The 23955-nt window shown below is 72.7% G+C and carries 23 protein-coding genes and 1 pseudogene; 15 read left to right on the forward strand and 9 right to left on the reverse strand.

The features are described 5' to 3' along the window. The first annotated feature begins 4 nt into the window (after positions 1 to 4). Positions 5 to 481 carry a Cys-tRNA(Pro) deacylase gene (gene ybaK, locus BN3794_RS12460; RefSeq protein ID WP_066097707.1) on the forward strand — a complete coding sequence of 159 codons (477 nt, stop codon included), beginning with the start codon at positions 5 to 7 and terminating at the stop codon, positions 479 to 481. Positions 482 to 878: 397 nt separating this feature from the next. Here ybaK and BN3794_RS12470 read toward each other — a convergent pair whose 3' ends face one another. From BN3794_RS12470 to sufT, 3 genes are all read right to left on the reverse strand, one after another. Further along, positions 879 to 2663: a S8 family peptidase gene (locus BN3794_RS12470; protein ID WP_147675762.1), complete on the reverse strand. Its 1785-nt coding sequence runs from the start codon at positions 2661 to 2663 to the stop codon at positions 879 to 881. Between the two features lie 321 nt (positions 2664 to 2984). Next, a complete protein-coding gene (locus tag BN3794_RS12475) occupies positions 2985 to 4085 on the reverse strand; it encodes a branched-chain amino acid aminotransferase (protein WP_066097711.1) in 1101 nt (366 codons plus the stop codon). A gap of 62 nt (positions 4086 to 4147) precedes the next feature. Continuing rightward, positions 4148 to 4699 carry a putative Fe-S cluster assembly protein SufT gene (gene sufT, locus BN3794_RS12480; RefSeq protein WP_066097713.1) on the reverse strand — a complete coding sequence of 184 codons (552 nt, stop codon included), beginning with the start codon at positions 4697 to 4699 and terminating at the stop codon, positions 4148 to 4150. Positions 4700 to 4801: 102 nt separating this feature from the next. Here sufT and BN3794_RS12485 point away from each other — a divergent pair, with 102 nt between their 5' ends. From BN3794_RS12485 to BN3794_RS12500, 4 genes are all read left to right on the forward strand, one after another. Then, positions 4802 to 5221, forward strand: coding sequence for a hypothetical protein (locus BN3794_RS12485; protein WP_066097715.1), 420 nt, complete (start codon positions 4802 to 4804; stop codon positions 5219 to 5221). 74 nt (positions 5222 to 5295) lie between these two features. Continuing rightward, positions 5296 to 5862, forward strand: coding sequence for an RNA polymerase sigma factor (locus BN3794_RS12490; RefSeq protein ID WP_425476718.1), 567 nt, complete (start codon positions 5296 to 5298; stop codon positions 5860 to 5862). Beyond that, the gene (locus BN3794_RS12495; RefSeq protein ID WP_236493254.1) at positions 5859 to 6233 is read left to right on the forward strand and encodes a hypothetical protein; all 375 of its coding nucleotides are present in this window, start codon (positions 5859 to 5861) and stop codon (positions 6231 to 6233) included. Before BN3794_RS12490 ends, BN3794_RS12495 begins: the two co-directional genes overlap by 4 nt. A 4-nt stretch (positions 6234 to 6237) precedes the next feature. Next, positions 6238 to 6696: a DUF3106 domain-containing protein gene (locus BN3794_RS12500; protein ID WP_066097718.1), complete on the forward strand. Its 459-nt coding sequence runs from the start codon at positions 6238 to 6240 to the stop codon at positions 6694 to 6696. A 50-nt stretch (positions 6697 to 6746) separates the two neighbouring features. Here BN3794_RS12500 and BN3794_RS12505 read toward each other — a convergent pair whose 3' ends face one another. Together BN3794_RS12505 and BN3794_RS12510 are read right to left on the reverse strand one after the other, a co-directional pair. Then, positions 6747 to 9089 (reverse strand): DUF1631 domain-containing protein, encoded by a 2343-nt coding sequence (locus tag BN3794_RS12505; RefSeq protein ID WP_066097720.1) that lies wholly within the window; start codon positions 9087 to 9089, stop codon positions 6747 to 6749. Positions 9090 to 9250: 161 nt separating this feature from the next. After that, positions 9251 to 11440: a DUF1631 family protein gene (locus BN3794_RS12510; RefSeq protein ID WP_328585353.1), complete on the reverse strand. Its 2190-nt coding sequence runs from the start codon at positions 11438 to 11440 to the stop codon at positions 9251 to 9253. A gap of 105 nt (positions 11441 to 11545) precedes the next feature. Between BN3794_RS12510 and BN3794_RS12515 the strand changes: the two genes are divergently transcribed. The 3 genes from BN3794_RS12515 to BN3794_RS12525 are packed head-to-tail and all read left to right on the forward strand — an operon-like array spanning position 11546 to position 13616. Further along, a complete protein-coding gene (locus BN3794_RS12515) occupies positions 11546 to 12121 on the forward strand; it encodes a nitroreductase family protein (protein ID WP_066097724.1) in 576 nt (191 codons plus the stop codon). Continuing rightward, entirely contained in the window at positions 12109 to 13068 is a 960-nt protein-coding gene (locus tag BN3794_RS12520) for a 5'-3' exonuclease (protein ID WP_066098867.1), read from the forward strand. Before BN3794_RS12515 ends, BN3794_RS12520 begins: the two co-directional genes overlap by 13 nt. After that, positions 13065 to 13616 carry an NUDIX hydrolase gene (locus tag BN3794_RS12525; RefSeq protein WP_066097725.1) on the forward strand — a complete coding sequence of 184 codons (552 nt, stop codon included), beginning with the start codon at positions 13065 to 13067 and terminating at the stop codon, positions 13614 to 13616. Before BN3794_RS12520 ends, BN3794_RS12525 begins: the two co-directional genes overlap by 4 nt. Before the next feature lie 49 nt (positions 13617 to 13665). Here BN3794_RS12525 and BN3794_RS16630 read toward each other — a convergent pair whose 3' ends face one another. Together BN3794_RS16630 and pip are read right to left on the reverse strand one after the other, a co-directional pair. Further along, complete coding sequence (locus BN3794_RS16630; RefSeq protein WP_066097728.1) at positions 13666 to 14358, reverse strand: hypothetical protein; 693 nt, start codon at positions 14356 to 14358, stop codon at positions 13666 to 13668. A gap of 95 nt (positions 14359 to 14453) precedes the next feature. After that, positions 14454 to 15398 (reverse strand): prolyl aminopeptidase, encoded by a 945-nt coding sequence (gene pip / locus BN3794_RS12535; RefSeq protein WP_066097730.1) that lies wholly within the window; start codon positions 15396 to 15398, stop codon positions 14454 to 14456. A gap of 281 nt (positions 15399 to 15679) precedes the next feature. On the opposite strand from pip, the gene BN3794_RS12540 reads away from it, so the two are divergent. Then, entirely contained in the window at positions 15680 to 16072 is a 393-nt protein-coding gene (locus BN3794_RS12540) for a helix-turn-helix domain-containing protein (protein WP_066097732.1), read from the forward strand. Between the two features lie 36 nt (positions 16073 to 16108). Here BN3794_RS12540 and prmC read toward each other — a convergent pair whose 3' ends face one another. After that, positions 16109 to 16939 (reverse strand): peptide chain release factor N(5)-glutamine methyltransferase, encoded by an 831-nt coding sequence (prmC, locus tag BN3794_RS12545; RefSeq protein WP_066097734.1) that lies wholly within the window; start codon positions 16937 to 16939, stop codon positions 16109 to 16111. Between the two features lie 179 nt (positions 16940 to 17118). On the opposite strand from prmC, the gene ahpC reads away from it, so the two are divergent. From ahpC to BN3794_RS12575, 6 genes and pseudogenes are all read left to right on the forward strand, one after another. Beyond that, entirely contained in the window at positions 17119 to 17679 is a 561-nt protein-coding gene (gene ahpC / locus BN3794_RS12550; protein ID WP_066097736.1) for an alkyl hydroperoxide reductase subunit C, read from the forward strand. Positions 17680 to 17866: 187 nt separating this feature from the next. Further along, positions 17867 to 19456: an alkyl hydroperoxide reductase subunit F gene (ahpF, locus tag BN3794_RS12555; protein WP_066097738.1), complete on the forward strand. Its 1590-nt coding sequence runs from the start codon at positions 17867 to 17869 to the stop codon at positions 19454 to 19456. Positions 19457 to 19496: 40 nt separating this feature from the next. Next, positions 19497 to 20438, forward strand: coding sequence for a DNA-binding transcriptional regulator OxyR (gene oxyR / locus BN3794_RS12560; RefSeq protein ID WP_066097740.1), 942 nt, complete (start codon positions 19497 to 19499; stop codon positions 20436 to 20438). A gap of 102 nt (positions 20439 to 20540) precedes the next feature. Beyond that, a complete protein-coding gene (rnk, locus tag BN3794_RS12565) occupies positions 20541 to 20984 on the forward strand; it encodes a nucleoside diphosphate kinase regulator (RefSeq protein ID WP_066097742.1) in 444 nt (147 codons plus the stop codon). 49 nt (positions 20985 to 21033) lie between these two features. Continuing rightward, entirely contained in the window at positions 21034 to 22002 is a 969-nt protein-coding gene (locus tag BN3794_RS12570; protein WP_066097744.1) for a transaldolase, read from the forward strand. Between the two features lie 130 nt (positions 22003 to 22132). Continuing rightward, a pseudogene (locus BN3794_RS12575) lies at positions 22133 to 22702 on the forward strand (DJ-1/PfpI family protein). Between the two features lie 11 nt (positions 22703 to 22713). Here the strand turns inward: BN3794_RS12575 and BN3794_RS12580 are convergent. Then, a complete protein-coding gene (locus BN3794_RS12580; protein ID WP_147675765.1) occupies positions 22714 to 23778 on the reverse strand; it encodes a L,D-transpeptidase in 1065 nt (354 codons plus the stop codon). Positions 23779 to 23955 lie beyond the last annotated feature (177 nt).

Consider the following 23955-nt stretch of genomic DNA (forward strand, 5'->3'; position numbering starts at 1 on the left):
GCCCATGTCCAGCGCCACGCCCGCCACCCGCGCATTGGATGCGGCCAAGGTCGCCTACGTGCTGCGCCCGTACGACTACGAAGCCGGCGCCGGCGAGCACAAGGGGCTGGAAGCGGCCCACGCGCTCGGCGAGCCGCCGGCGCGGGTGCTCAAGACCCTGCTCGCGCGGGTGGACGGCAAGCCGGTGTGCGTGGTGCTGCCGTCCGACCACGAAGTGTCGATGAAGAAACTGGCGGCGGCCTTCCACGGCAAGTCGGCGCAGATGATGCCGCCGGCCGAGGCCGAGCGGCTGAGCGGCTACCACGTCGGCGGCATCAGCCCGCTCGGCCAGCGCAAGCGCGTGCCGGTGGCGATCGAGGCCGCCGCGCTCGCCCACGACGCCGTGCTGGTCAACGGCGGCCAGCGCGGCCTGCTGCTGCAGCTCGCCCCCCGGGCGCTGGCGGACGTCCTGCGCGCCGTGCTCGCCGACCTGGTGGCCTGACGCCGGCGCGCGCCCATCCGGATCGGCTGCGGGATCATGCGGCCGGGACGAACCCGGGCAAGCCCGCGGGTCGTGCGCCTGCCCGGATCGGCGTGTTGGCCCACACATCCCCGAGCCTGTGGCCGTGCCAGACCGGGTCCGTCGACGGCGGCTTCCGGGCGATCCACGCCCGCCTGGGCGAGCGCACCGGACAGGTGTGGGGGGCCGGCCAGCCCGCCGGCCGCACGACGTCGCTGGCGATCCACACGAGGAACTCGCCGCCCCAGGCATCCGTTTCGCCCCTGGATCGGCGGTCTTCCTGCACGGCCGCCGCCATTGCCTTCCCCCAAAAAGAAACGGCGCCCCCGCTTCCCTGCGGGGACGCCGTCGGCGGGACTTCCCTGTCCCCTGGCGACGATCAGTAGGTCGCCACCAGACTCACGCCGGAGAAGGTGCTGTAGGCCTTGACCCGCACGTACCAGGTACCGCTGGCCGGTGCGCTGAGGGTGCAGGTCTCGGCGTTGCCGGACAGGTAGGGCCGGCAGGTGTAGCTGCTATCGGTCGGGGCGCTGCCCTGGCGCACGTACAGGTCGGCATCGCCGCTGCCTCCGCTGATCTTCACCGTCAGCGTCGAGCGGCCGGCGGGCACGGCGATCGTGTAGAGCAGCGCGTTGCCGGTGCTGGCGGCCAGGCCGGTCTTGGCCACGCCGGAGGTCAGCACCGTGTCGCTGCCGCCACCGCCACCGCCACCGCCGCTGCTCCCCGCCTTGGCCGCGGTCACCGCCGCATTGGCATCGAGCAGGCCGGCACCGCAGCCCTGCGAGCAGGAGAAGCTGGCCGCCGTGCTCTTGATGATCGATTCCACCTGCGCCGGGGTCAGCGGCGTGGGCGCGACCGACTGCATCAGCGCGACCACGCCGGCCACGTGCGGGGTGGCCATCGAGGTGCCGTTGTAGGACGCGTAGGTGGCGCTGGCCGGCACCGTGGTGCCCGAGTTGAGCGTGGACAGGATGCTCGAGCCGGGCGCGGAGATGTCCACGCCGGTGCCGTAGTTGGAATAGCTGGCCTTGGCCCGCGCCGAGGTGGTGGCCGCCACCGCGATCACGTTCGGGCAGTTGGCCGGCACCGCGGTGGATACGTTGGCGGCGTCGTTGCCGGCGGCCACGACCACGGTGGTGCCGCGCGAGACCGCGCCGTTGATCGCGTTCTGGTAGGTGGTCGAGCAGCTGCCGCTGCCGCCGAGGGACATGTTGATCACCTCGGCCGGGTACGGGTTGGCCGGGACGCCGCTGACCGTGCCGCCGGAAGCCCAGACGATGGCGTCGGCGATGTCGGAGGTGTAGCCGCCGCATTTGCCCAGCACGCGCACCGGCACGATCCTGGCGTTGTAGGCGGTGCCGGCCACGCCGGTGCCGTTGTTGGTCGCCGCGGCGATGGTGCCGGCCACGTGGGTGCCGTGCCAGCTCGAGTTGGACGCCGGATAGCCGCTGCCGCATTCGTTGGCGCCGTACCAGTCGCCCTCGTCGGACGGATCGCTGTCGCGGCCGTTGCCGTCGCGGGCCATGGCCGAGTCGCTGATGAAGTCGTAGCCCGGCAGGATGTTGGCATTCAGGTCGGGATGGGAGGTGATGCCGGTATCGATCACCGCCACCACCACGCCGGCGCCGGTGGCCTGGTCCCAGGCTGGGCGGATGTTGATGCCCGCGGTGGTGGTGCCGAAGGCCCACTGCTGGGACAGGCTGGGATCGTTGGGCACCAGGCTCGCCTTCATCAGCTGGTCGACCTCCACGCTGGCCACCTCCGGATCGGCGGCGAGCTGGCGCATCAGGGTCTCGGCCTCGCTGCGGTCGAGCGGCCGGTCGGCCTGGACCAGCTCCGGGCCGACCGCCAGCCGGCGCACCCCGGTCAGCTGCAGGGCCCTGCCGTTGCGCGCCGGCAGCACGCGCGCCGCCCGCGCCAGCGAGGCTTCCAGCGCGGCACCGGCCTTGAGCCGGGCCGCGGCGCTGGCCGTGGCCTGGGCGGCAACGACGCTGGAGCCGTCCTTGTAGGTGACGATGAAGCGCTGGTGGGTGGACGCGGAGTCCAGCCCGTCCAGGTACACCTCGCCGGCCAGGGCCGGGAAGGTCAGGAGCAGGGACGACAGCGAGGAAACGCCAAGAATCCACCGTGCATGCCGGCGCATGCGGCTACGAACGTCTGACATTGAATTTCCCTTTTCGGTTGTCGTTGAAGTGCCGCGACTGCGGCGACCGCGACGGGAAGGCGATCGTCCGGCCTCCTCGCCGGCTTGCGGACTCGCCCCCTGTTCGGCGTCCGTTCATCGAACCTAGCCAAGGCCAGGGGCCTTGACAACGGAAAGTCCTGCAAACGTGTCAGTAAATTTCCGATTCGTGACTTCACGCGCCATTTCATGTCATTGCATGTCACAAAAGCGGATACCCGCATCCGCCCCGTCCGGGCCCGGATGCGCGAAGGCCCCGCCGGAGCGGGGCCTTCGCAGGTGGCGCGGGCCGTGGGCCCGGCGTCAGTCGCGCAGCTTCACCAACCAGCCGTGGCGGTCGGGCAGGCGCCCGTACTGGATGTCGGTCAGCTCCTTGCGGATGGCCATGGTCACCTCGCCGGCCGGGGCGTTGATGTCGCCGACCGAGAACCCGGTGCCCTTCAGCTCGCCGATCGGGGTGATGACCGCGGCGGTGCCGCAGGCGAACACCTCGCTGATCTCGCCGGAGGCCACGCCCTCCTTCCATTCGTCCACCGACACCTTGCGCTCCTCCACCTTGAGGCCGCGGTCGCGGCCCAGTTGCAGGATACTGGCGCGGGTCACGCCCTCCAGGATGCTGCCCGACAGCGCCGGGGTGACCAGGCGGCCGTCCTTGAATACGAAGAACAGGTTCATGCCGCCCAGTTCTTCCAGGTACTTGCCCTCGACCGGGTCGAGGAACGCCACCTGCGAGCAGCCCTGGGCATAGGCTTCCTGCTGCGGCAGCAGCGAGGCGGCGTAGTTGCCGCCGCACTTGGCCGCGCCGGTGCCGCCCTTGGCCGCGCGCGCGTAGTCGGTGGACAGCCAGATCGACACCGGCGCCACGCCCTTGGCGAAGTAGGCGCCGGCCGGGCTGGCGATCACGTAGTAGCCGGCCTCGGCGGCGGCATGCACGCCGAGGAAGGCCTCGGTGGCGATCATGAACGGGCGGAAGTACAGGCTCGTCTCCGGCGCCGAGGGGACCCAGTCGGCATCGGCCGCGACCAGCTGGCGCAGCGATTCGACGAACTCGCCCACCGGCAGCTGCGGCAGCGCCAGGCGGTGGGCCGAGCGCTGCAGGCGCGCGCCGTTGGCGTCCGGGCGAAAGGTCCAGATCGAGCCGTCGGCGTGGCGGTAGGCCTTCACGCCCTCGAAGATCTCCTGGCCGTAGTGCAGCACCGCGGCGGCCGGGTCGAGCGAGAGCGGGCCGTAGGGTTGCACGCGCGCGTCGTGCCAGCCGCTGTCCTTGTCCCAGTCGATGGCCACCATGTGGTCGGTGAAATGCACGCCGAAGCCGGGATTGGCGAGGATGGCCTCGCGCTCGGCGGCGGGTTTGGGGTGGGACGACCGGATCACCCGGTAGGTCAGCGCAGCGGCAGCGTTCATCGGATACCTTGAGCAGTCGGTTCAGCGGAAGGCGGTCCGGCGAGGCCGGGCCGCGCGGATTCTCAGAGCATGCCCGTTTCCAGGCGGGCCTCTTCGGACATCATGTGCTTGCCCCACGGCGGGTCGAACACCAGTTCGACGTCGGCCTCGGCCACGGTCGGGATCATCTCCAGCTTGGCGCGCACGTCGTCGACCAGGATCTCGCCCATGCCGCAGCCCGGCGCGGTCAGCGTCATCCGCACCTCGACCCGGCGCTGGCCGTCCTCGCGGTGCTCGACGCGGGCCTCGTAGATCAGCCCGAGATCGACGATGTTGAACGGGATCTCGGGATCGAAGCAGGTGCGCAGCTGCTGCCAGACCAGTTTCTCCACGTCGGCGTCGGCGGCGTCGGCCGGCAGTTCCAGCCCCGGCGGCGTTTCCTTGCCGATCGCGTCGCCGTCCTTGCCGGCGATGCGGAACAGGTTGCCGTCCACGAACACCGTGTAGCTGCCGCCCAGCGCCTGGGTGATGTAGCCGTAGCTGCCCGCCGGCAGGGTGACGGTGTCGCCCTGGGGCACCATCACGGCCTGGCAGTCGCGCTCGAATTGGATGGGTTCGCTGCTGCGTGAGTACATGGGAGACCAGATCGGGGCACCCGCGGGCGGGGGCAAGGCAGGCATTTTATCCCGCTTGCACCAAACAGGCCTTATCCTGTCCGCATTCTCCCGGGGTTACCGATGTCTGCCTCACCCGTCACGGCCCGCCCGCGCCACTGGCTCTGGCCGTTGCTCCTGTTGCTCGGCGCGGCCACCGTCACGGTCGCATGGACGATGGTGGCGCTGGCCAGCGGCCGGCAGGCCGGCTGGATGGCCGTGGTGGCGGCGCTGGAAGCGGCATTCATGCTGCGCCTGGGCGGCTGGCGCGGCGGCCCCGGCCGCATCGTCCTGGCGCTGCTGGCCACCGCGGCCGTGGTGCTGGCGGCCAACTGGTGCATCGCATCGGCCTACGTCGGCGGGGCGATGGGGCTCTCGCCCTGGGCCTCGCTGAGCCGCATGGGCCCGGCCTACGCCTGGACGCTGTCGGTGCTGGCCAATTCGGGGGTCGACCTGGCGTGGATGGCGATCGCCGCGGTCGCCGCGGTGATGGCCGCGCGCTGAACGCCGCCGCCGGGCCGTCAACCGATCGCCAGCCGGCGCGTTGATCCAGGCATGTCCGCCTGGAACGCTATCCTGTGCTGGTGAGCCCGCCGACCCACGTGGAACCCGACGTCCTGCCCGCGCCCGCCGACGCGCCGGCGTCGCTGGAGGCATTCCTGGCCGGCATCGGCCCGCGTGCCTTCCGCTTCGCCGAGGCCGGCCTGCGCCATCGCGAGGACGCCCTGGACGCGGTGCAGGACGCCATGGTCAAGCTGCTCGCCTACCGCGAGCGGCCGGCCGGCGAATGGACGCCGCTGTTCTGGAGCATCCTGCGCAGCCGCATCATCGACGTGCAGCGCCGCCGCCGTTTCCGCCTGCGCTTCTGGGCACCGGCCAACGACGCCCAGGACGCGCCGATCGACTGGGCCGACGAGACCCCCGGCCCGGCCGGCCGCCACGAGCAGCGCGAGACCTATGCGCGCCTGGTCCAGGCCCTGCGCCAGCTGCCGGCACGCCAGCGCGAGGCCTTCACCCTGCGCGTGCTCGAGGAACTGGACGTGGCCACCACCGCCAGGGCCATGGGCTGCTCGGAAGGCTCGGTCAAGACCCATCTCTCGCGCGCCCGCGAGGCGCTGAAACAGCAACTGGAGGAACTGCGATGAACATGCCGGACCCGCGCATCGCACCGCCCGCATCGACGCCGGCCGCGGACGCACGCTGCCGCGCCCTGTACCGGACCGCGCTCGGCGCCACCTCGGCGCCGACCCTGGCACGGCTGCGCCAGGCACGCCAGGCGGCCACCGCCCCCGGCCACGCGCGCCACGGCTGGCGCTGGGCGCTGGCCGGCGTGCCGGCGCTGCTGGCCCTGGCGCTGGGGCTGCACCCGGCGCTGCATCCGCCGACGGCGCCGGTTCCCGCCCCTGCCGCTGCGGCCACCGCGCCCGCGGGCGAGGACGATCCCGGTGCGCTGCTGGAAGAAAACCCCGACCTGTACGTCTGGCTGGATGCCCATCCGGCCCTGGCGATGGAGTGAGCCCATGTCCCGCTTCCCCACTTTGCGCAATGCCGTCTGCCTGCTGTTCGCCGCCGCCGTGGCCGCCGTGCCGGGCGGCCTGATGGCGCAGTCGCGCCCGCCCGCACCGGCCGGCACCGCCGCACCGCTGCCGGACTGGGACCACCTCAGCGCCGAACAGCGCGAGCTGCTGGTCGCGCCGGTGCGCGAGCGCTGGAACGGCGCCCCGGAACAGCGCGCGCGCATGCTCGACCATGCCCGGCGCTGGCAGCAGATGACGCCCGAGCAGCGCGACAAGGCCCGCGACGGCGCGCGCCGCTTCGAGCGCATGTCGCCCGACCAGCGCGCACGCGCGCGCCTGATCTTCGACAAGACGCGCGACCTGCCGCCCGAGCAGCGCAAGCAGTGGTTCCAGCGCTGGCAGCAGATGACGCCGGAACAGCGCCAGGCCTGGTTCGACCAGAACGGCGGCGGCGCGCGCTGAAACGCCTCCGTCCGCGCCCTCGCCGCGGACGCCAAAAGCCGCCCAGCCGCTCAGTGCAGCGTGTGCGACGGCGCGTCGGACGGGGTCTCCAGGCGTTCGATCACGCCCTGCAGCGCGCTGTCGAAGGCGTCACCGCCTACGTGCGGGCGCAGGCGGCCGAGCTTGACCATCATCGCCAGTTCCTCGGGCGAGGCCACGCAGAAGCGCACGCCGCGGCGGTTCACGAACAGCCGGCGCGCGGAGATCGGGCTGATCCAGGACAGCTTGCCCGGCTGCACCTTGCCGTCGCGGTCGATGAAGTCCAGCCAGGTTCCGATCTCCATCTGCCGGAAACGCTCGGCGTCGGCATCGTCGAAGCCGCCGCCGTTGGCGGCCACCGGCGGCGGCTCCATCGGCGCGGCCGCGGCGGGCGGCAGGTTGCTGGCCGCCACCGCCGAGCGCGCCGACTCGGGCAGCGGCCGCAGCGCCTCCTGCGGCTGGTGTTCGGCGATGGCCTGCAGTGCGCCGTGCAGGACATCGATGGAGGCGTCGCACGCCTCGCCCTGCAGGCCGACGCTGGCCAGCACCTTGCGCAGCGCCGGCTGCCAGGCTTGCAGCCATGGCTTGCCGACCACGTGGCGGCGCGCCTCGGAGAGCTCGTCGAGCACGCCGTCGGCCAGGGCCAGCGCCTCGGCCACGCCGGCGCCATCCTCGCCCTCGCGCAGCAGCAGCAGGGTCAGGTGGTGGGTCCATGCCTGGCGCATGAAGTCGTCCAGCGCCGGCGGCAGGCTCACCTCGTCCAGGCGGCTGTCCAGTTCGCCGGTGGCGCGCTGGCGCGCCTGCTCCAGCTTCTCCTGGCCGCGCTGGGCCTCGGCCGCGCGACGCTCGGCGATCTCGATCTTGCGCCGGTGCCGGGCCAGGAACTCGCGGAACTCCTCCTCCAGGGTCAGGAAGATGGCCAGGTTCTCGTTGAACTCGGCCACCAGCCGGTCGACCACTTCCTCGACCTTGCCCATCAGCGCCTGCTCGGCCGGGGTCTGCCCGGTGTTGCCCTCGCAGGCCTCGGCCAGCGAGTTGAGCAGGCGCCGCGCCGGATGGGTCTTGTGCACGAACATCTTGCGGTCCAGCAGCGCCACCTTGACGAAGGGCACCACCAGCCGGCCGATCAGCTCGCGCGAACGGCCCTCCAGCTCGCGCTCGTCGAGCATCACGTCGAACAGCATGCCGACCAGGTCGATGGCGTCCTCGTCGACCGGATCCAGGCGGGCGCTGGCCGGGTCCACGCCCAGTTGCGACACCCCGGAGAGCACCTCGCTCTTGAGCCGCTGCGCCAGCGACTCGCCGTTCTCGCCCAGCGCCGCACTCAGGGTGGCGCTGGGCGCGGCCTGCAGCAGCGACAGCACCGAAAGCATCTCGCGCTGGCTCAGCGAGCGCCCGCTGCCGGCGCCACCGCCCGCCGTGCCCGGCCCGGCGCCGGGTGCCTGCGCCCCGGTGCCGGCCTGGCCGCGGCCCTGGCGGCTCTGCTCGAGCAGTTCGTGCAGTGCCTCCAGCATCAGGCCCTGGGCCTGGCTGGCGCCATAGCCGCCGGGTGCCGCGCCAGGCTCGCCACCACTACCGCCACCGCCACCGGCTTCGGCCTCGATCCCGTGGGCCTGGGCCCAGCGCTGCAGGAAACGGCTGGCCCACGGCGGCGGCGCGCCCGGGCCCTCCTCGTCGGCGGCGAACGCCGCCGCGGCCGGCGGCGGCGAAGCCGACGCCCGGCCCTGGCGGCCCAGGTCCGGCAGCACGCCGGCCTTGAGCAGGGCGGCATCGAGCGCCGGGTACAGCGACGTCACTGCCCCGACCAGCGCGCGCTCGAACAGCTTGAACAGCACCAGCCGCACTTCCGCGGCCAGCTCGGCGCTGGCCAGCGCCTCGTGCACGGCCACGCCGATGTGGTCCGGGCCGACGGGATCGGTGTCCGGCGCCAGGGCATCGACGCCGGCGACCCAGCCGAGGCGGGGCTCCATGCGCGCCAGTACCGCCTTGGCCTCGCGCTGCAGCACCGAGGCCAGGTTGCGCACGGCCAGGCGCGATTCGAGTTCGTCCTCGCCGACCAGGCTCAGGCCCTCGGCCGCCGGGCCGGACAGCACCGCCTCGGCCGACAGCGGCGTGCCTTCGGCCAGGGCGCGCCAGGCGCGGTCGAGATGGGCCCGGAAGCGGCCGGCGATCTGGCCGCCGCGGCGGCGCATCTCGCGCATGCCGTCGAGGAAACGCATCTGCGCCGGGCCGGCCTGCTCGGCCCGGTCGAACAGGGCGTCGTCGGCACGTGCCAGCGTAGCCGCGAACGTCTCCGCCAGCGCCGGCACCATCATCGCGTGGGCGCGCTCGAGCAGCTGCGGATCGCGTGGGCCGGACACGGCGGGACTGGACATGGCGGTTGCGGGGCTCCCCACCCCGGGCTTCTCGTTCGGTCACGCGCCCCTGTCACGCGTGCAGACATGGTAGCGATTCGGGAGAAAGGGGCAATGTGATCGCGGCCGCAGTCTGCCGCGTCGCGTCGCCTTGCGACCGGGCGCCGGGCGCCGCCCCCGCGCTAGGCCGCCACCGGGCGCTCCAGGCGGTCCACCGCGGCCTGCATCGCCGCATAGAACGCATCCTCGTCGCGGTGCAGCGCCACGCGCTGCAGCTGCACCATCAACGCCAGTTCCTCCGGCGACACCACGTGCAGGCGCGCACCGCTGCGGTCCACGAACATGCGCCGGCCGGAGATGGGGCTGATCCAGGCCAGCTTGCCCGGCCGGCGGCGCCCCTGGCGGTCGACGAAATCCAGCCACGTACCCAGCGGCAGGCTGCGGAAATAATCGGCGGTGACATGGTCGAAGCCGGCCTCGGTCTCGGCCGGGTCGATCAGGACGGACGACGCCACTGCCTCAGCCGCGGCCGCCTCCGGCGCCGCTTCCTGCGGCGACGACGGCGCGGCCGGCACGTCGGCCGGCGGCACCGGCGCCTGGTCGCAGGCCGTGGCCAGCGCCTCCCATTCGTCCTGGGCCCGGTCGGGCGCGAGCCCCTGCCCGGCCCACAGCGCCAGCAGCGCGGCCTGGTGCTCGTGCAGCCAGCGCCGGCGTGCCTGCGGTTCGCCGGGAATCTCGCCCAGCGCCATGGCGCGCACCAGGCCGGCGCCGTCCTCGCGCAGCGCCAGCTGCTCGATGCCGGTGCGCCACGGCCCGGCCAGGAATGCGGCGAAGGCCGGCGGCAGCGCGCGGGCGCGACCGTGTTCGCGCCAGGCCTGGTCGGCCAGCGCGCGCGCCTGCGCGCGGCGCTCCTCGGCCCGCTGCATTTCCCCGGCGCGGCGCTCGGCGATCTCGGCCTTGCGGCGGAACTGCTCGTAGTGGCGCGACAGCGCCAGCGCGGCGGCCAGGAAGGGGCCGAGATGCTCGTGGTAATCGGCCACGACCTGGTCCACCGCCTCCTGCACCTGCTCGAGCATGGTCTGTTCGGCCGCGGTCGCCCCACCGTTGCCGTCGCAGGCATCGGCCACCAGGTTGAGCAGGCGCCGCGCCGGATGGCCGTCGCGCACGAACAGGCCCGGATCGAGCAGCGCCACCTTGGCCAACGGCACCAGCAACCGGCCGAGCAGCTCGCGCTGCGGCGGCTGCAGGGTGCTCTGCTCCAGCACGGTCTCGAACAGGCGGCCGACCAGGTCCAGCGCGTCGGCATCCAGCGGATGCAGGCGGGTGCTGGCCGCATCCAGCCCGAGCGAGGCCGCGCTGGCCTGCACCGCGCGGCGCAGGCCCAGTCCCAGCGACCCGCCGCCCAGCAGGACCACGTCGCCGAAGCCGGCGCCCGGCCCCATCTGCAGCAGCGACAGCGCCGAGACGAGCTCGTCGCGCGCCAGGATCCGTCGCCCGGCGGCCGCGGCCTGGTCCGGCTCCTCGTGCCGGCGGGCGTCGCGCAGCAGCTGCTGCAACGGTTCGGGCAGGTGCACGCGCGGTATTGCCTCGCCCGCCGCCGCGCCGGTATCGGGGGCGTCGTCGGCATCGATCGCGTCCACGTCCTCGCCGGGCACGGCCCATTCGGCGAAGAAGCGCGCGATCCAGTCCGGCTGCGCTTCCTCGGCTTCGCCCTGGCCGTCGCGCGGGATGCCGCGGCGGCGCGCGCGCGGCTCGGGCAGCTCGCGCAGGTGGGCCACGTCCTGCAGGCGTGCCTGCAACGTGGCGTACAGGCCGCCCACGCCGGCCACCAGCGGCGCCTCGAGCCGGCGCACGATGGCCAGCTGCACTGGCGCGGCCAGGGTCAGCGGCGCATAGGCCTGCCGTACTGCCAGGGCGATGTGCTCCGGTCCGAGCGGGTCGGTGTCGCCGTCCACGCGCAGTCCGCACACCAGGCCGAGGTAGCGCTCCAGGCGCATCAGCTCCGGGCGCCAGCGGTGCTGGATCGCCCCGGCCAGGTTGCGCACGGCCAGGCGCACGTCCATGTCCTGTTCGCTGACCAGGGCGAAGCCGGCGCCGGCCTGGCCGTGCAGGCGCTCGGCCGACAGCGGGCGCCCGGCTTCCAGTGCCTGCCAGGCCCGGGCCAGGTGCGCGCGGAAGCGCGCGACCACTGGCTCGCGCTCGCGCCGCAGCTGGGTGATGGCCTCCAGGTAATCCCCCTGGCCGCTGCGCAGGCTGCCGGCGATGCGGAACAGCTCCTGTCCCAGCGGCGCCTGGGCGCCATCGAACACCCCTGCAAGCGCCGGCAGCATCAGCTCGCGGATGCGTTCGAGCAGCTCCGTGTTGCCGATCACGGATGCTTCGTGGAACGGCGGATTCGTCATGGCCTCCCTTCGACGTCCGTGGCGCAACGGCGGGTGCACCTATAATTCATGATGCACGTCTCGAAAAGATGAATCATGACCGATCCTGCCCTGCTGCAAGCGCTGGACCAGCGCCGCTCGGTACCCTCGCGCCAGCTCGGCGAGCCGGGACCCGATCCCGCCACGCTGCTGCGCATGCTGCGCGCGGCGGTGCGCGTGCCCGACCACGGCAAGCTGGTGCCGTTCCGGTTCCTGGCGGTACGCGGGGATGCGCGGCTGGCGCTGGGCGACTTCCTCGCCGCGCGCGCGCGCCAGCGCGACCCGCAGGCGCCGGAGCCGGCCATCGCCAAGGACCGCCAGCGCTTCGCCCACGCGCCGCTGGTGGTGGTCGTCGTCGCCTGCCTGCACGACAGCCCCAAGGTCCCGCCGGTGGAGCAGTGGATGACCGCCGGTTGCACCTGCTTCGCCCTGCTGCAGGCGGCACAGGCGTTCGGCTACGGGGCGCAGTGGCTGACCGGCTGGGCCGCCTTCGATCGCCCCGTCGCCACCCACCTGGGCCTGGCCGGGAACGAGCACGTGGCTGGCTTCATCCACATCGGCACCGCCCAGGTGCAGGCGCCCGAGCGCGACCGCCCCGATCCGGCGACGCTGCTGGCGGACTGGCGCCCGTGAGCGCCGACGGCGCCCCGGTGCCGCCGCGCCCGCCGCTGGTGCTGGTCGATGCCAGCGTCTACGTGTTCCGCGCCTGGCACGCCATGCCCGACAGCTTCGTCGATGCCGAGGGCTGGCCGGCCCAGGCGGTGCACGGCTTCGCCCGCTTCCTGCTGGAACTGCTCGAGCGCGAGCGCCCGCGGCACATCGCGGTGGCCTTCGACGAGGCGCTGGACGGCAGCTTCCGCAACGCGCTCTATCCGGCCTACAAGGCCAACCGCGCCCCGGCCCCGGACGAACTGCGCCGCCAGTTCGCGCACTGCAAGGCGCTGTGCGCGGCGCTCGGCCTGGGCGTGCTGGCCGATGCCCGCTACGAGGCCGACGACCTGATCGGCAGCGCCCTGCACGCGGCCCGTGGCGACGGCTTCCGCGGCCTGATCGTCTCGGCCGACAAGGACCTGTCCCAGCTGCTGCGCACCGGCGACGAGCAATGGGATTTCGCCCGCAACCAGCGCTGGGGCGCGGCCGGCGTCAAGGCGCGCCACGGCGTGCACGCCGAACAGATCGCCGACTACCTGGCCCTGTGCGGCGACGCGGTGGACAACATCCCCGGGGTGAGCGGCGTCGGCGCCAAGACCGCGGCCATCCTGCTGGCCCACTTCGGCAGCCTGGACGCACTGCTGGCGCGCATCGACGAGGTGCCGTTCCTGCGCCTGCGCGGCGCCGCCCAGGTTGCCGTGCGCCTGCGCGAGCAGCGCGAGCACGCGCTGCTGTGGCGGCAGCTGACCACCATCGCCCTGGACGCGCCGCTGGCGCTGCCGGCCCACGGCTTCGCCCGCGGCGCGGCCGATGCGGACATGCTCGACGGGCTGGTCCAGGCACTGCGCCTGGGCCCGCTGACCCGGCGCCGCCTGCGCCTGGCGGCGGGGCTGCCCGATCCCTTCAGCCAAGAGGTTTCCATCGCATGAGCATCGACAACGACGCCGCGCCGCGCGTGGTCTGGGAAGGCAAGTACCAGCGCATGCTGGTGCGCGGCACCTGGGAGTACACCGAACGCACCAACCCCGGCAGCGTGGCGGCGATCATCATCGCCGTGACCCCCGAGGACAGGATCGTGTTCGTCGAGCAGTTCCGCATCCCGCTGCAGGCGCGCACCATCGAGATGCCGGCCGGTCTGGTCGGCGACATCCATGCCGGCGAATCGATCGAGCAATCGGCCATCCGCGAACTGGAAGAGGAGACCGGCTGGACCGCCGAGCACGCCGAGGTCCTGGTGGTCGGCCCGGTGTCCTCCGGCGCCAGCCGCGAGCGCGCGGCGATGGTGCGCGTGACCGGCCTGCGCAAGGTCGGCCCCGGCGGCGGCGACGCCAGCGAGGACATCACCGTGCACGAGATCCCGCGCGCGCAGGCCCCGGCCTGGCTGATGGAGATGGGCCGGCGCGGCTACCAGCTCGATCCCAAGCTGTGGGCGGGGCTGTGGATGATCGAGCATGCCATGGACGGCCGTCCGCGCTGAGTGCAGCGCCGCGTCCCCGGCGCGCTCCGGGCGGCCGAGGCGCGCGGCCTCAGTCGGCCGCCGCGCGCGCGTAGCGGCGCTCCACCTCGAACCGGCTGCCCGGCCGCGGGATCGGCCCCTCGGCCTTGACCTGCACCGCCAGCACCCCGGCCTCCGGCTCGGTATAGCGGTAGTCCACCTGGATGCCGTTGCTGGTCTGGATGTGCAGGCCGAGCTGGCCGTCCTGGTCCTGCAGGCGGGCCTGCACGCCCGGGGCGATCTCCACCGGCGCCCCGGACAGCGGCAGCACCACGCTGTCCGAGCCGTGCGGGCGCCCGAACAGCACCGCCTCGCGGGTGCGGTACAGCACCAGCGTGCCGGCCACCGGTGCGGCGAAATCCATTTCCGGGCGCAGCATCGCCGCCGCGCTGACCTGGCGGCCGCTTGCGCCAGGCGAATCGCCATGGCCGCCGTGGCCGCCGCGCCCCTCGCCCGGGCCGCCGCCGTCCGGGCCGCCCTCGCCGGGCGGGCCACCCGCGCCGCCGGCGCCGCGTCCTTCCGGAGGATGCCCGTCCCGGCCCTCGCGCGCGGCCGGCGGCGGCGCGCCGGCCTGGGCCAGCTTCGCCGCCTCCTTCTGCGCATGCTTGTTGGCCTTGGCATCGGCCTGCCAGGCCACCGGCGCATCGGTCACCACCGGCTGGGCCAGGGCGACGAACGCCGGCACCAGCAGGAACAGGGGGAACAGGCGTCGGGACAGGGACATCGCGGGCCTCGCGGCAGGGAAAGCACGCATGCTAGGCACCCGCGCCGGCGCGGATTTGCCGGCGCCGACACGTGCGCATGCCGCGCGCCGCCGGTTCAGCCGGCGTAGCGGTCCGTGGCCGCGACCAGCGCGTCCACGTGCTCGGGCTCGAAGGCCGAATGGCCGGAGGTCGGGTTGATGTGCAGCTCGCCCTTGGGCCAGGCCTTGTGCAAGTCCCAGGCGTTGACCAGCGGGCACACCACGTCGTAGCGCCCGTGCACGATCACCCCGGGGATGTCGGCGATGCGGTGGGCGTCGCGCAGCAGCTGGTCCTCGACCTCGAAGAAGCCGCCGTTGACGAAGTAGTGGTTCTCGATGCGGGCGAAGGCCAGGGCGAACTGCGCGTCCTCGTGGCCGCTGATGAAGTCCTGGTCCACGTGCAGGAAGCTGGTGGCGCCTTCCCACACGCTCCATGCGCGTGCCGCGGCCAGGCGGGTGGACTCGTCGTCGCTGGTCAGGCGGCGGCCGAAGGCGGAGATCAGATCGTGGCGCTCCACCGGCGGGATCGCGGCGACATAGTGCTCCCAGGCATCCGGGAACAGGCGGTTGGCGCCTTCCTGGTAGAACCACTCCAGCTCGAAGCGGCGCAGCAGGAAGATCCCGCGCAGCACCAGCTCGGTGACCCGCTCCGGGTGCTTCTCGGCATAGGCCAGCGCCAGCGTCGATCCCCAGCTGCCGCCGAACACCTGCCAGGTGGCGATGCCGAGCTTCTCGCGCAGCTTCTCGATGTCGGCCACCAGGTCCCAGGTGGTGTTGTCGGTCAGGTCCGCGTGCGGCGTGGAACGCCCCGAACCGCGCTGGTCGAACAGCACGATGCGGTATCTGGCCGGGTCGTGGAACTGGCGCATCTTGGCGCTGCAGCCGCCGCCGGGCCCGCCATGCAGCAGCACCACCGGCTTGCCGTGCGGGTTGCCGCACTGTTCGTAGTAGAGCGTGTGGCGCCCGTCGACCTTCAGCAGGCCGGTGTCGTAGGGCTCGATGGCGGGATAGAGGGTGCGCATGACGGGTGGCGCCGTGGAAACGGAGAAGACGCCATTCTAGCTATCCGGATGGATGCGCCCACCGCCCGCGGCGACTGCATGCAGGTCGATGCCCCGGCCGGCCCCGGCGCCGGCGGGCTCCCGGCGGACGCCGATATGGGCCGGGCGATGACCCGATGCGGGCCTGGCCCGGCGGGGGAAGCGGCATGGCGCCGGCACGCCCCGCCACCTTGGCGCCATGTTGCGCCATGCGGTGTGCCGGGGTAAAAGGCCCGATCCGTTTCACAGGCAGGAACGAAACCATGGCTTCCCTGGCCACACGCATTCGCCTGGCACGCCACCAGGCCGGTTGTTCGCAGTCGCTGCTCGCGCAGCGGCTGGGCGTGGGCCGCAGCGCCGTGGCCAACTGGGAGTGCGGCAAGGCCCATCCCAGCACCCAGCACCTGCTGCGGCTGGCAGCCACCACCGACGTGTCGCTGGCGTGGCTGGGCACCGGCGAAGGCCCGATGGCGACGCCCGCCGCCCGGGCGCCGCAGGGCGCCGCCGGTCCGCTGAGCGAGCAGGAACACCTGCTGCTGAGTGCCTTCCGGGCCGCGTCCGAGGCACGGCAACCGCACATCCTGCGCGTGGCCCTGTCCCTGGCCGCCACCACTGCCGTATCGCTGTCGGATCTGCTCTCCCCGATCGCCGGCTAGGACCGCAACCGCGGTCGCCCCCCGCCGGGCCGAGGGTCAGCCCGGCCGGCGTCCCAGGCTGACCCGGTCGCGGTCTTCCAGGTCGCGCACGGTCGCCACGCCGGCATAGCCGCCGGCTTCCAGCAGCGCGCGCACCGCCTCGCCCTGGTCCCAGCCGTGCTCCAGCAACAGCCAGCCGCCGGGCACCAGGTGCGCCGGCGCACCGGCGACCAGGCGGCGGATCGCGTCCAGTCCGTCGGCGCCGGAGGCCAGGGCCGGGGCCGGCTCGAAGCGCAGGTCGCCCTGCGCCAGATGGGGGTCGCCGGCGGCGATGTAGGGCGGATTGCTGGCGATCAGATCGAAGCGCTCGCGGCCCAGCGCGACGAACCAGTCGCCGCGGCGGAACCAGACGTTGTCCACGCCGTTGGCCCGGGCGTTGCGGGTGGCCACCGCCAGGGTCGGGCCGTACAGGTCGGTGGCGACCACCGCCGCCAGCGGCCGTTCGCGGGCGATGGCCAGGGCGACGGCGCCGCTGCCGGTGCCCAGGTCGGCCACCCGCAGCGGTTCGCCCTGCGGCAGCAGGGCCAGGGCCTGCTCGACCAGCAGCTCGGTCTCCGGACGCGGGATCAGCGTGGCCGGGGTGACCTCCAGGTCCAGCGTCCAGAAGCCGCGCCGGCCGGTCAGGTAGGCCACCGGCTCGCCGCGGGCGCGACGCTCGACCAGCCGGGCGAAGGCCGTGGCCGCATCGGCGTCCACCGGGGCCTCGCCATGGGCGAACAGCCAGGCACGGTCGCGGCCGAGCGCATGCAGCAGCAGCGCTTCGGCATCGAAGCGGTCGATCGTGGCGGCGGCCTGGCGCAGCAGCTGCGCGGCGGAAGCATCGGGCATGGGCGGGAACAAGGACGACGGGCGCTTAACCGGCCCACGTCACCATTATCCCGTGGACGGGGATTTCGATAGATGAACCCTATCTATTCGATTCCATCAATCGATTTGAGTTATCTATCGACGATTCCTATGATCATCCCCGGTCCATATCGACCCTTTGCCAACCCAAGAGGAACGCCATGTCCGTCATCAACACCGAAATCCTCCCCTTCGAAGCCGACGCCTACAAGGACGGCAAGTTCATCAAGGTCAGCGACGCCGACCTGAAGGGCAAGTGGTCCGTGGTCGTGTTCTACCCGGCCGACTTCACCTTCGTGTGCCCGACCGAGCTGGAGGACCTGGCCGACCATTACGCCGAGTTCCAGAAGCTGGGCGTGGAGGTGTACTCGGTGTCCACCGATACCCACTTCTCGCACAAGGCCTGGCACGACACCTCGGCCGCGATCGGCAAGATCAAGTTCGCCATGATCGGCGACCCGGACCACAAGATCGCCACCAACTTCGACGTGCTGCGCCCGAGCGGCCTGGCCAACCGCGGCACCTTCATCATCGACCCGCAGGGCGTGGTCCAGGCGCTGGAGATCACCGCCGAGGGCATCGGCCGCGAGGCTTCGGACACGCTGCGCAAGGTCAAGGCCGCCATCTACGTCGCCAACCACCCGGGCGAGGTGTGCCCGGCCAAGTGGAAGGAAGGCGAGAAGACCCTGGCGCCGTCGCTGGACCTGGTCGGCAAGATCTAAGCCTTGCCGCGTCCCCGCCTCCGCCCGCGCGGCGGAGGCCGGGGGCGAACCGGAGCCGGTGCCGGCCAGCCCGCCACCGCCCGCCATGCCGCCTGCGCCGGCTGCGGTTCGCCCCCCATCCCTTCCCGATCCGCCGGCAGCCGCCCGCTGCCGTCCCCCATTCGCTCATTCGCGAGGAGTCCGCACCATGTTGGATGACGCCCTGAAGACCCAGCTCAAGGCCTACCTGGAAAAGGTGGTCCGCCCGATCCACATCACCGCCTCGGTCGATGATGGCGCCAAGTCCGCCGAGATGCTGGAACTGCTCGAGGACCTGGCATCGCTGTCCGATGCCGTGAGCCTGGAAGTGCGCCGCGACGACGACGTGCGCAAGCCGTCCTTCGCCCTGACCAGCCCCGGCCAGGACATCCACCTGCGCTTTGCCGGCATCCCGATGGGCCACGAATTCACCTCCCTGGTGCTGGCCCTGCTGCAGGTCGGCGGGCATCCGTCCAAGGCCGCGCCGGAGCTGCTGGAGCAGGTGAAGAACCTCGACGGCGACTACCGCTTCGAGACCTATTTCTCGCTGTCGTGCCAGAACTGCCCAGACGTGGTCCAGGCGCTGAACCTGATGGCGGTGCTAAACCCCCGGGTGCAGCACGTGGCCGTGGACGGCGCCCTGTTCCAGGACGAGGTCGAGCAGCGCCAGGTGATGTCGGTGCCGACGGTCTACCTCAACGGCGAGCCCTTCGACCAGGGCCGCATGACGCTGGAGCAGATCGTGGCCAAGCTCGACACCGGCGCAGCCGCGCGCGAAGCCGGCAAGATCGCCGCCAAGGCACCGTTCGACGTGCTGGTGGTCGGCGGCGGCCCGGCCGGCTCGGCGGCGGCGGTCTATGCCGCACGCAAGGGCATCCGCACCGGCCTGGTGGCCGAGCGCTTCGGCGGCCAGGTGCTCGACACCATGGCCATCGAGAACTTCGTCTCGGTCGAATACACCGAGGGCCCGAAGCTGGGCGCGGCGCTGGAGAGCCACGTGCGCATGTACGACGTGGACATCATGAACCTGCAGCGCGCCGAGCAGCTGGTGCCGGCCGGCGCCGACGGCCTGGTCGAGGTCAAGCTGGCCAGCGGCGCCTCGCTGAAGTCGCGCACGGTGATCCTCTCGCCCGGCGCACGCTGGCGCGACATGGGCGTGCCCGGCGAGGCCGAGTACCGCACCAAGGGCGTGACCTACTGCCCGCACTGCGACGGCCCGCTGTTCAAGGGCAAGAAGGTGGCGGTGATCGGCGGCGGCAACTCCGGCGTGGAAGCGGCCATCGACCTGGCCGGCGTGGTCGGCCACGTCACCCTGATCGAGTTCATGGAGACCCTGCGCGCCGACGAGGTGCTGCAGCGCAAGCTGCGCAGCCTGCCCAACGTGGACATCGTCACCCATGCCCAGACCACCGAGGTCCTGGGCGACGGGCAGAAGGTCACCGGCCTGGCCTACAAGGACCGCGCCACCGGCGAATCGCACACGGTGGAACTGGCCGGCGTGTTCGTGCAGATCGGCCTGCTGCCGGTCACCGGCTGGCTGAAGGACACGGTGGCGCTGACCCCGCGCGGCGAGATCGTGATCGACGAGCGCGGCCAGACCAGCCTGCCCGGCGTGTTCGCCGCCGGCGATGCGACCACGGTGCCCTACAAGCAGATCATCATCGCCATGGGGGCCGGCGCCACCGCCGCGCTGAGCGCCTTCGACCACCTGATCCGCACCAGCGCCCCGGCCGAAAGCGCCGAGGCCAAGGCCGCATGACGGAGGCGCGGCGGGGCCCGCCCCGCCGCCACGGACCGGCATGAACCTGCGCGATCTCAAGTACCTGGTGGCCCTGGCCGACCACAAGCACTTCGGCAAGGCCGCCGAGGCCAGCTTCGTCAGCCAGCCCACGCTCTCCACCCAGATCAAGAAGCTGGAGGAGGAGCTCGGCGTGGCGCTGGTCGAGCGCGCCCCGCGCAAGGTCATGCTGACCCCGGCCGGGCGCGAGGCCGCCGAGCGCGCGCGCCGCATCGTCGCCGAGATCGACCAGCTCAAGGAGGCGGCGCGGCGAAGCCGCGACCCGGAAGCCGGCACCGTGCGCCTGGGCATCTTCCCCACCCTGGGGCCATACCTGCTGCCGCACGTGGTGCCGCGCATCCGCCAGCGCTTCCCCCACCTGGAGCTGCTGCTGGTGGAGGAGAAGAGCGACCGCCTGCTGGCCCAGTTGCACGAGGGCAAGCTCGACGCCGCCATCCTCGCCCTGCCGGTGCACGACGACCAGCTGCACACCGAATTCCTGTTCGAGGAGGCCTTCCTGCTGGCCGTGCCCGAGGGCCATGCGCTGGCGGCGCGGCCGGACATCGCCCTGGACGACCTGCACGAGCAGCGCCTGCTGCTGCTCGAGGACGGCCACTGCCTGCGCGACCAGGCACTGGACGTGTGCCATCTGGCCGGTGCCAGCGAGAAGTCCGAGTTCCGCGCCACCAGCCTGGAGACGCTGCGGCAGATGGTGGCCGCCAACGTCGGGGTGACGCTGCTGCCGGCGCTGGCAGTACAGCCGCCGGTGGCGCCGTCCCCTGACATCCGGCTGCTGCCGTTCCGCGACCGGCCGCGGCCAAGCCGGCGCATCGCCATGGCGTGGCGGCGCAGCTCGGCCATGGCCGGCTTCCTGGCGCGCCTGGCCGAGCAGTTCCGGGCCCTGCCGCCGGCGCTGCTGGCCGGGGAGGGCGAATCCGCGCCGGGCATCCGGGCCAGGGCCTGAACCGTCGCCGGGCCGGGTCTCGCCTCGGCCCGCGTTCCTCCGGACAATGGCGCGGGGCGCCGGATGCGGCGCCCTTCGTCCATCCATGACCGGAGCCTTCCGATGAACACCCATGCCAGCGGCCTGCCGCCGTCCCCCGCCGCCCCTTCCCTGATCCTCTCCAGCCACGACCTGGCCCGGCTGGAAGCCCTGCTCGAGTCGCCCGCCCTGGCACGCCTGCCGGCGGCCGCGGCCCTGGCCGGCGAACTCGAACGCGCCACCGTGGTGCCGCCCGGGCAGCTGCCGCCGGACGTGGTCGCCATGCACTCGCAGGTGGACTGCGAGGATGAGCTGGGCGGCGAGCACCACCGCCTGATCCTGGTCTACCCGCACGAGGCCGACGTGGCCCGCGGCCGGATCTCGGTGCTGGCGCCGGTGGGCGCGGCGCTGCTGGGCCTGCGCCAGGGCCAGTCCATCGACTGGCGCACCGCCGACGGACGCGCCCTGCGCCTGCGCGTGAGCGCCGTGCGCCGCCCGACCGAGGCCGCCGGCGACGCCCATCGTTGAAGCGGTTAAGGTAGCCGTCCGACACCGCGCACACCGAGAAAACCAAGCGATGACGCAGAACGAATCCAAGCTGGCCCAGCTGCGGCGCATGTCCGTGGTGGTGGCCGACACCGGCGACTACGAGGCCATCAAGCGCCTGCAGCCGGTGGACTGCACCACCAATCCCACCCTGGTGAAGAAGGCGCTGGACCTGCCGGTCTATGCCGGGCTGATCGAGCGCGAGCTGGCCTGGGGCCGGCAGCAGGCCGGCGACGCCGGCACCGTGGCGCGCCAGGTGGCCGACCGCCTGACCGTCGGCGTGGGCAGCATGCTGGCCGGGCTGGTGCCGGGCCGGGTCTCCACCGAGGTCGATGCCGACCTCTCCCACGACAGTGCCGCCACCGTGGCCAAGGCGCGCGCGTTCATCGCCCTGTACGCCGCGCGCGGCGTGCCGCGCGAGAAGGTGCTGATCAAGATCGCCGCCACCTGGGAGGGCGTCGAGGCCGCGCGCCAGCTGCAGGCCGAAGGCATCGACTGCAACCTGACGCTGATCTTCAACCCCACCCAGGCGCTGGCCTGCGCCGAGGCCGGCGCGTTCCTGATCTCCCCGTTCGTCGGCCGCATCCTCGACTGGTACGTGGCCCACGGCCAGGCGCCGGCCAGCATCGACGAGGACCCGGGCGTGATCTTCGTGCGCGCGGTGTATACCGGCTTCAAGCGCCGCGGCTTCGCCACCGTGGTGATGGGCGCCTCGTTCCGATCCACCGCGCAGATCGAGGCGCTGGCCGGCTGCGACCGCCTGACCATCTCGCCGGAGCTGCTGGAGAAGCTGGACGCCGAGTACGGCCCGCTGCCGCGCAAGCTGGTCCCCGGCGCGGCGGACCCGGTCGAGGCGGCGGCACCGGTGGATGCGGCCCGCTTCGCCGCCGCCCTGGAGGCGGATGCGATGGCCCGCGAGAAGCTGGCCGGCGGCATCGCCACCTTCGCCCAGGACCTGCAGGCACTGCGCGAGCGGCTGGGCGAGCGCCTGCGCGCCTGAGATCGACCCGCCGCGCGCCACTGCGGTGCGCGGCGGCCATCGCCTTGCCGTGCGTGGTGGCCGTCGCCTTGCCGTGCGTGGTGGCCACAGCCGACCATCGGCTGATCCCTGGGCGAAGAAGGGAGGCGGCATGGCGAAGAACGCGACCGTGATGGTCGATGGCGCGTGGCGGACAGGGAGATCGGCCTGGTGCTGCCGGCCGCGCGCGAAGGGTTCGGCGACGAGGTGGCCAGCGCCCGCATCGATGGCCAACCGCTGGAGTCGATCGGCGGGCTGCGGATCGTGCCGCAGTTCGCCCTGTCCGGCCTGGACCCGCTGGAGGCCGACCTTGGATCCTGCCCGGCGGCGAGCGCCGGCAGGCCGGCGAGATCCCGGGCCTGAGCATCCTGCCGCGCCAGCGCCTGCAGCACGGCCGGCCGGTGGCGGCGATCTGCGGCGCCACCCTGGCGCTGGGCCATGCCGGCCTGCTGGAACGGCATGCCCACACCAGCAATTCGCCCGGGTTCCTGCAGCGGCACCTGCCCGGCTACGCCGGCCAGGCGCTGTACCGGACGCAGCCGGTGGTGAGCGAAGGCGGGTTGGCGACCGCGCCGGGCATCCGCCCGGTCGGCTTCGCCTGCGCCTGCTGCATCCCGAACGCGAGGACACGATCGGGCAGGTCCGCGCGGAGTTCGTCGCCGAATTCGCCGGCGCCCGCTGAAGCCGCGCGCCTCAGCGCGGTGCTTCGGGCGGGTCGGAATCGATCACCTGCACCGGCTGGCCGGTGGTCTGCGGCAGCACTTGCGCATCGGTGGCCACCATCACCGTGCCCGGTGCCAGCAGCGGCAGCACCTGCGCCTTGAACGCTTCCGGGATCACGATCTGGTTGGCCTCGGCGGGCGTGAGCACCTGGCCGGCATCGTCCTCGTGGCCAGGCACGCCGATGGCGATCCACGACGGCTGCGGTGCGTCGGCCGCCGCATCGGCCGTGGCCGGCGGCACGTAGCCGTCGGCGACGATGTAGACGCGGGTGCCGGTGCGCGGCTGCGGCTCGTCCAGCGCGATGCGGGTGCGGCCGATCTCCACGCCGTCGCGGTAGACGAACATGATCCGGTCGCTGCGGCTGAACACGATCGAGATCGGCCCGGTGCCGGGCGCGCGCTCGGGCTCCCAGCGCCACGGCCGGCCGTCCTCCAGCAGCAGGTCCACGGTCTTGCCGGTGGCCGGGTCGATCGGGCTCAGCGGACCGGGATGGACCACGTCCACCGGCGCCTTGCCGGCCTCGGACACCACCACCGTCATGCCCATGTTGGAAGCCTCGAACAGCTTCTCGGCGAACACCGTGGGCAGGTGGATGCAGCCGTGCGACTCGGGATAGCCGGGCAGGCCGCCGGCATGCAGCGCCACCCCGCCCCAGGTCAGGCGCTGCTGGTAGGGCATGGGGGCGTTGTCGTACTCGTTGGAGTGGTGGTCCTTGTCCTTCTGCAGGATGGTGAACACGCCGGTCGGGGTCTCGTAGCCCTTCCTGCCGCTGCTGATGGTCGACACCCCCACCAGGATGCCGTTGCGGTACACGTAGGCGCGCTGCTCGGTCAGGCTGACGACCACCGCCATCGGCCCCAGTGCCTTGCTGTCGCCGCCCCAGATCCATTCGCCGGGCTTGAGCTGCGAGGGCGCGGTATCCACGCTGCTGGACTTCGGCGCGCCCCAGGTGGGCGCCGCCAGCGCCGGGACGGCCAACAGCAGCAGGGACAGGGCCAGGACGAACGGCCGGCAGAATGCAGCGGAGAGGGACATGCGGGGCGACTTCCATTTCGGAAACAGGGCCAAGTCTATGGCCTGGCATCCCTCCCCGGGCAGATCGCGCCGTCACCGCGCCTGCCCCGGGGGCGAGGAGGAAGGAAGAGGCCGTGGACCTGCGTTCCCGCCGAGCGATGACGAAGCAGCCCCGGGCACGCGCAGGCGCGGCGTCCC

It is taken from the genome of Xanthomonas massiliensis (assembly GCF_900018785.1).
GTDB lineage: Bacteria > Pseudomonadota > Gammaproteobacteria > Xanthomonadales > Xanthomonadaceae > Xanthomonas_B > Xanthomonas_B massiliensis.

Excerpts from the sequence above, each read along its gene's own strand:
- BN3794_RS12540 (WP_066097732.1), top strand. The coding sequence starts at position 15,680 with ATGGCTTCCCTGGCCACACGCATTCGCCTGGCACGCCACCAGGCCGGT.
- BN3794_RS12470 (WP_147675762.1), bottom strand. The coding sequence starts at position 2,663 with ATGTCAGACGTTCGTAGCCGCATGCGCCGGCATGCACGGTGGATTCTT.
- BN3794_RS12475 (WP_066097711.1), bottom strand. The coding sequence starts at position 4,085 with ATGAACGCTGCCGCTGCGCTGACCTACCGGGTGATCCGGTCGTCCCAC.
- BN3794_RS12485 (WP_066097715.1), top strand. The coding sequence starts at position 4,802 with ATGTCTGCCTCACCCGTCACGGCCCGCCCGCGCCACTGGCTCTGGCCG.
- prmC (WP_066097734.1), bottom strand. The coding sequence starts at position 16,939 with ATGCCCGATGCTTCCGCCGCGCAGCTGCTGCGCCAGGCCGCCGCCACG.
- BN3794_RS12580 (WP_147675765.1), bottom strand. The coding sequence starts at position 23,778 with ATGTCCCTCTCCGCTGCATTCTGCCGGCCGTTCGTCCTGGCCCTGTCC.
- BN3794_RS12495 (WP_236493254.1), top strand. The coding sequence starts at position 5,859 with ATGAACATGCCGGACCCGCGCATCGCACCGCCCGCATCGACGCCGGCC.
- oxyR (WP_066097740.1), top strand. The coding sequence starts at position 19,497 with ATGAACCTGCGCGATCTCAAGTACCTGGTGGCCCTGGCCGACCACAAG.
- BN3794_RS12505 (WP_066097720.1), bottom strand. The coding sequence starts at position 9,089 with ATGTCCAGTCCCGCCGTGTCCGGCCCACGCGATCCGCAGCTGCTCGAG.
- BN3794_RS16630 (WP_066097728.1), bottom strand. The coding sequence starts at position 14,358 with ATGTCCCTGTCCCGACGCCTGTTCCCCCTGTTCCTGCTGGTGCCGGCG.
- BN3794_RS12515 (WP_066097724.1), top strand. The coding sequence starts at position 11,546 with ATGACCGATCCTGCCCTGCTGCAAGCGCTGGACCAGCGCCGCTCGGTA.
- BN3794_RS12570 (WP_066097744.1), top strand. The coding sequence starts at position 21,034 with ATGACGCAGAACGAATCCAAGCTGGCCCAGCTGCGGCGCATGTCCGTG.
- ahpF (WP_066097738.1), top strand. The coding sequence starts at position 17,867 with ATGTTGGATGACGCCCTGAAGACCCAGCTCAAGGCCTACCTGGAAAAG.
- rnk (WP_066097742.1), top strand. The coding sequence starts at position 20,541 with ATGAACACCCATGCCAGCGGCCTGCCGCCGTCCCCCGCCGCCCCTTCC.
- sufT (WP_066097713.1), bottom strand. The coding sequence starts at position 4,699 with ATGTACTCACGCAGCAGCGAACCCATCCAATTCGAGCGCGACTGCCAG.
- pip (WP_066097730.1), bottom strand. The coding sequence starts at position 15,398 with ATGCGCACCCTCTATCCCGCCATCGAGCCCTACGACACCGGCCTGCTG.
- BN3794_RS12500 (WP_066097718.1), top strand. The coding sequence starts at position 6,238 with ATGTCCCGCTTCCCCACTTTGCGCAATGCCGTCTGCCTGCTGTTCGCC.
- ybaK (WP_066097707.1), top strand. The coding sequence starts at position 5 with ATGTCCAGCGCCACGCCCGCCACCCGCGCATTGGATGCGGCCAAGGTC.
- ahpC (WP_066097736.1), top strand. The coding sequence starts at position 17,119 with ATGTCCGTCATCAACACCGAAATCCTCCCCTTCGAAGCCGACGCCTAC.
- BN3794_RS12525 (WP_066097725.1), top strand. The coding sequence starts at position 13,065 with ATGAGCATCGACAACGACGCCGCGCCGCGCGTGGTCTGGGAAGGCAAG.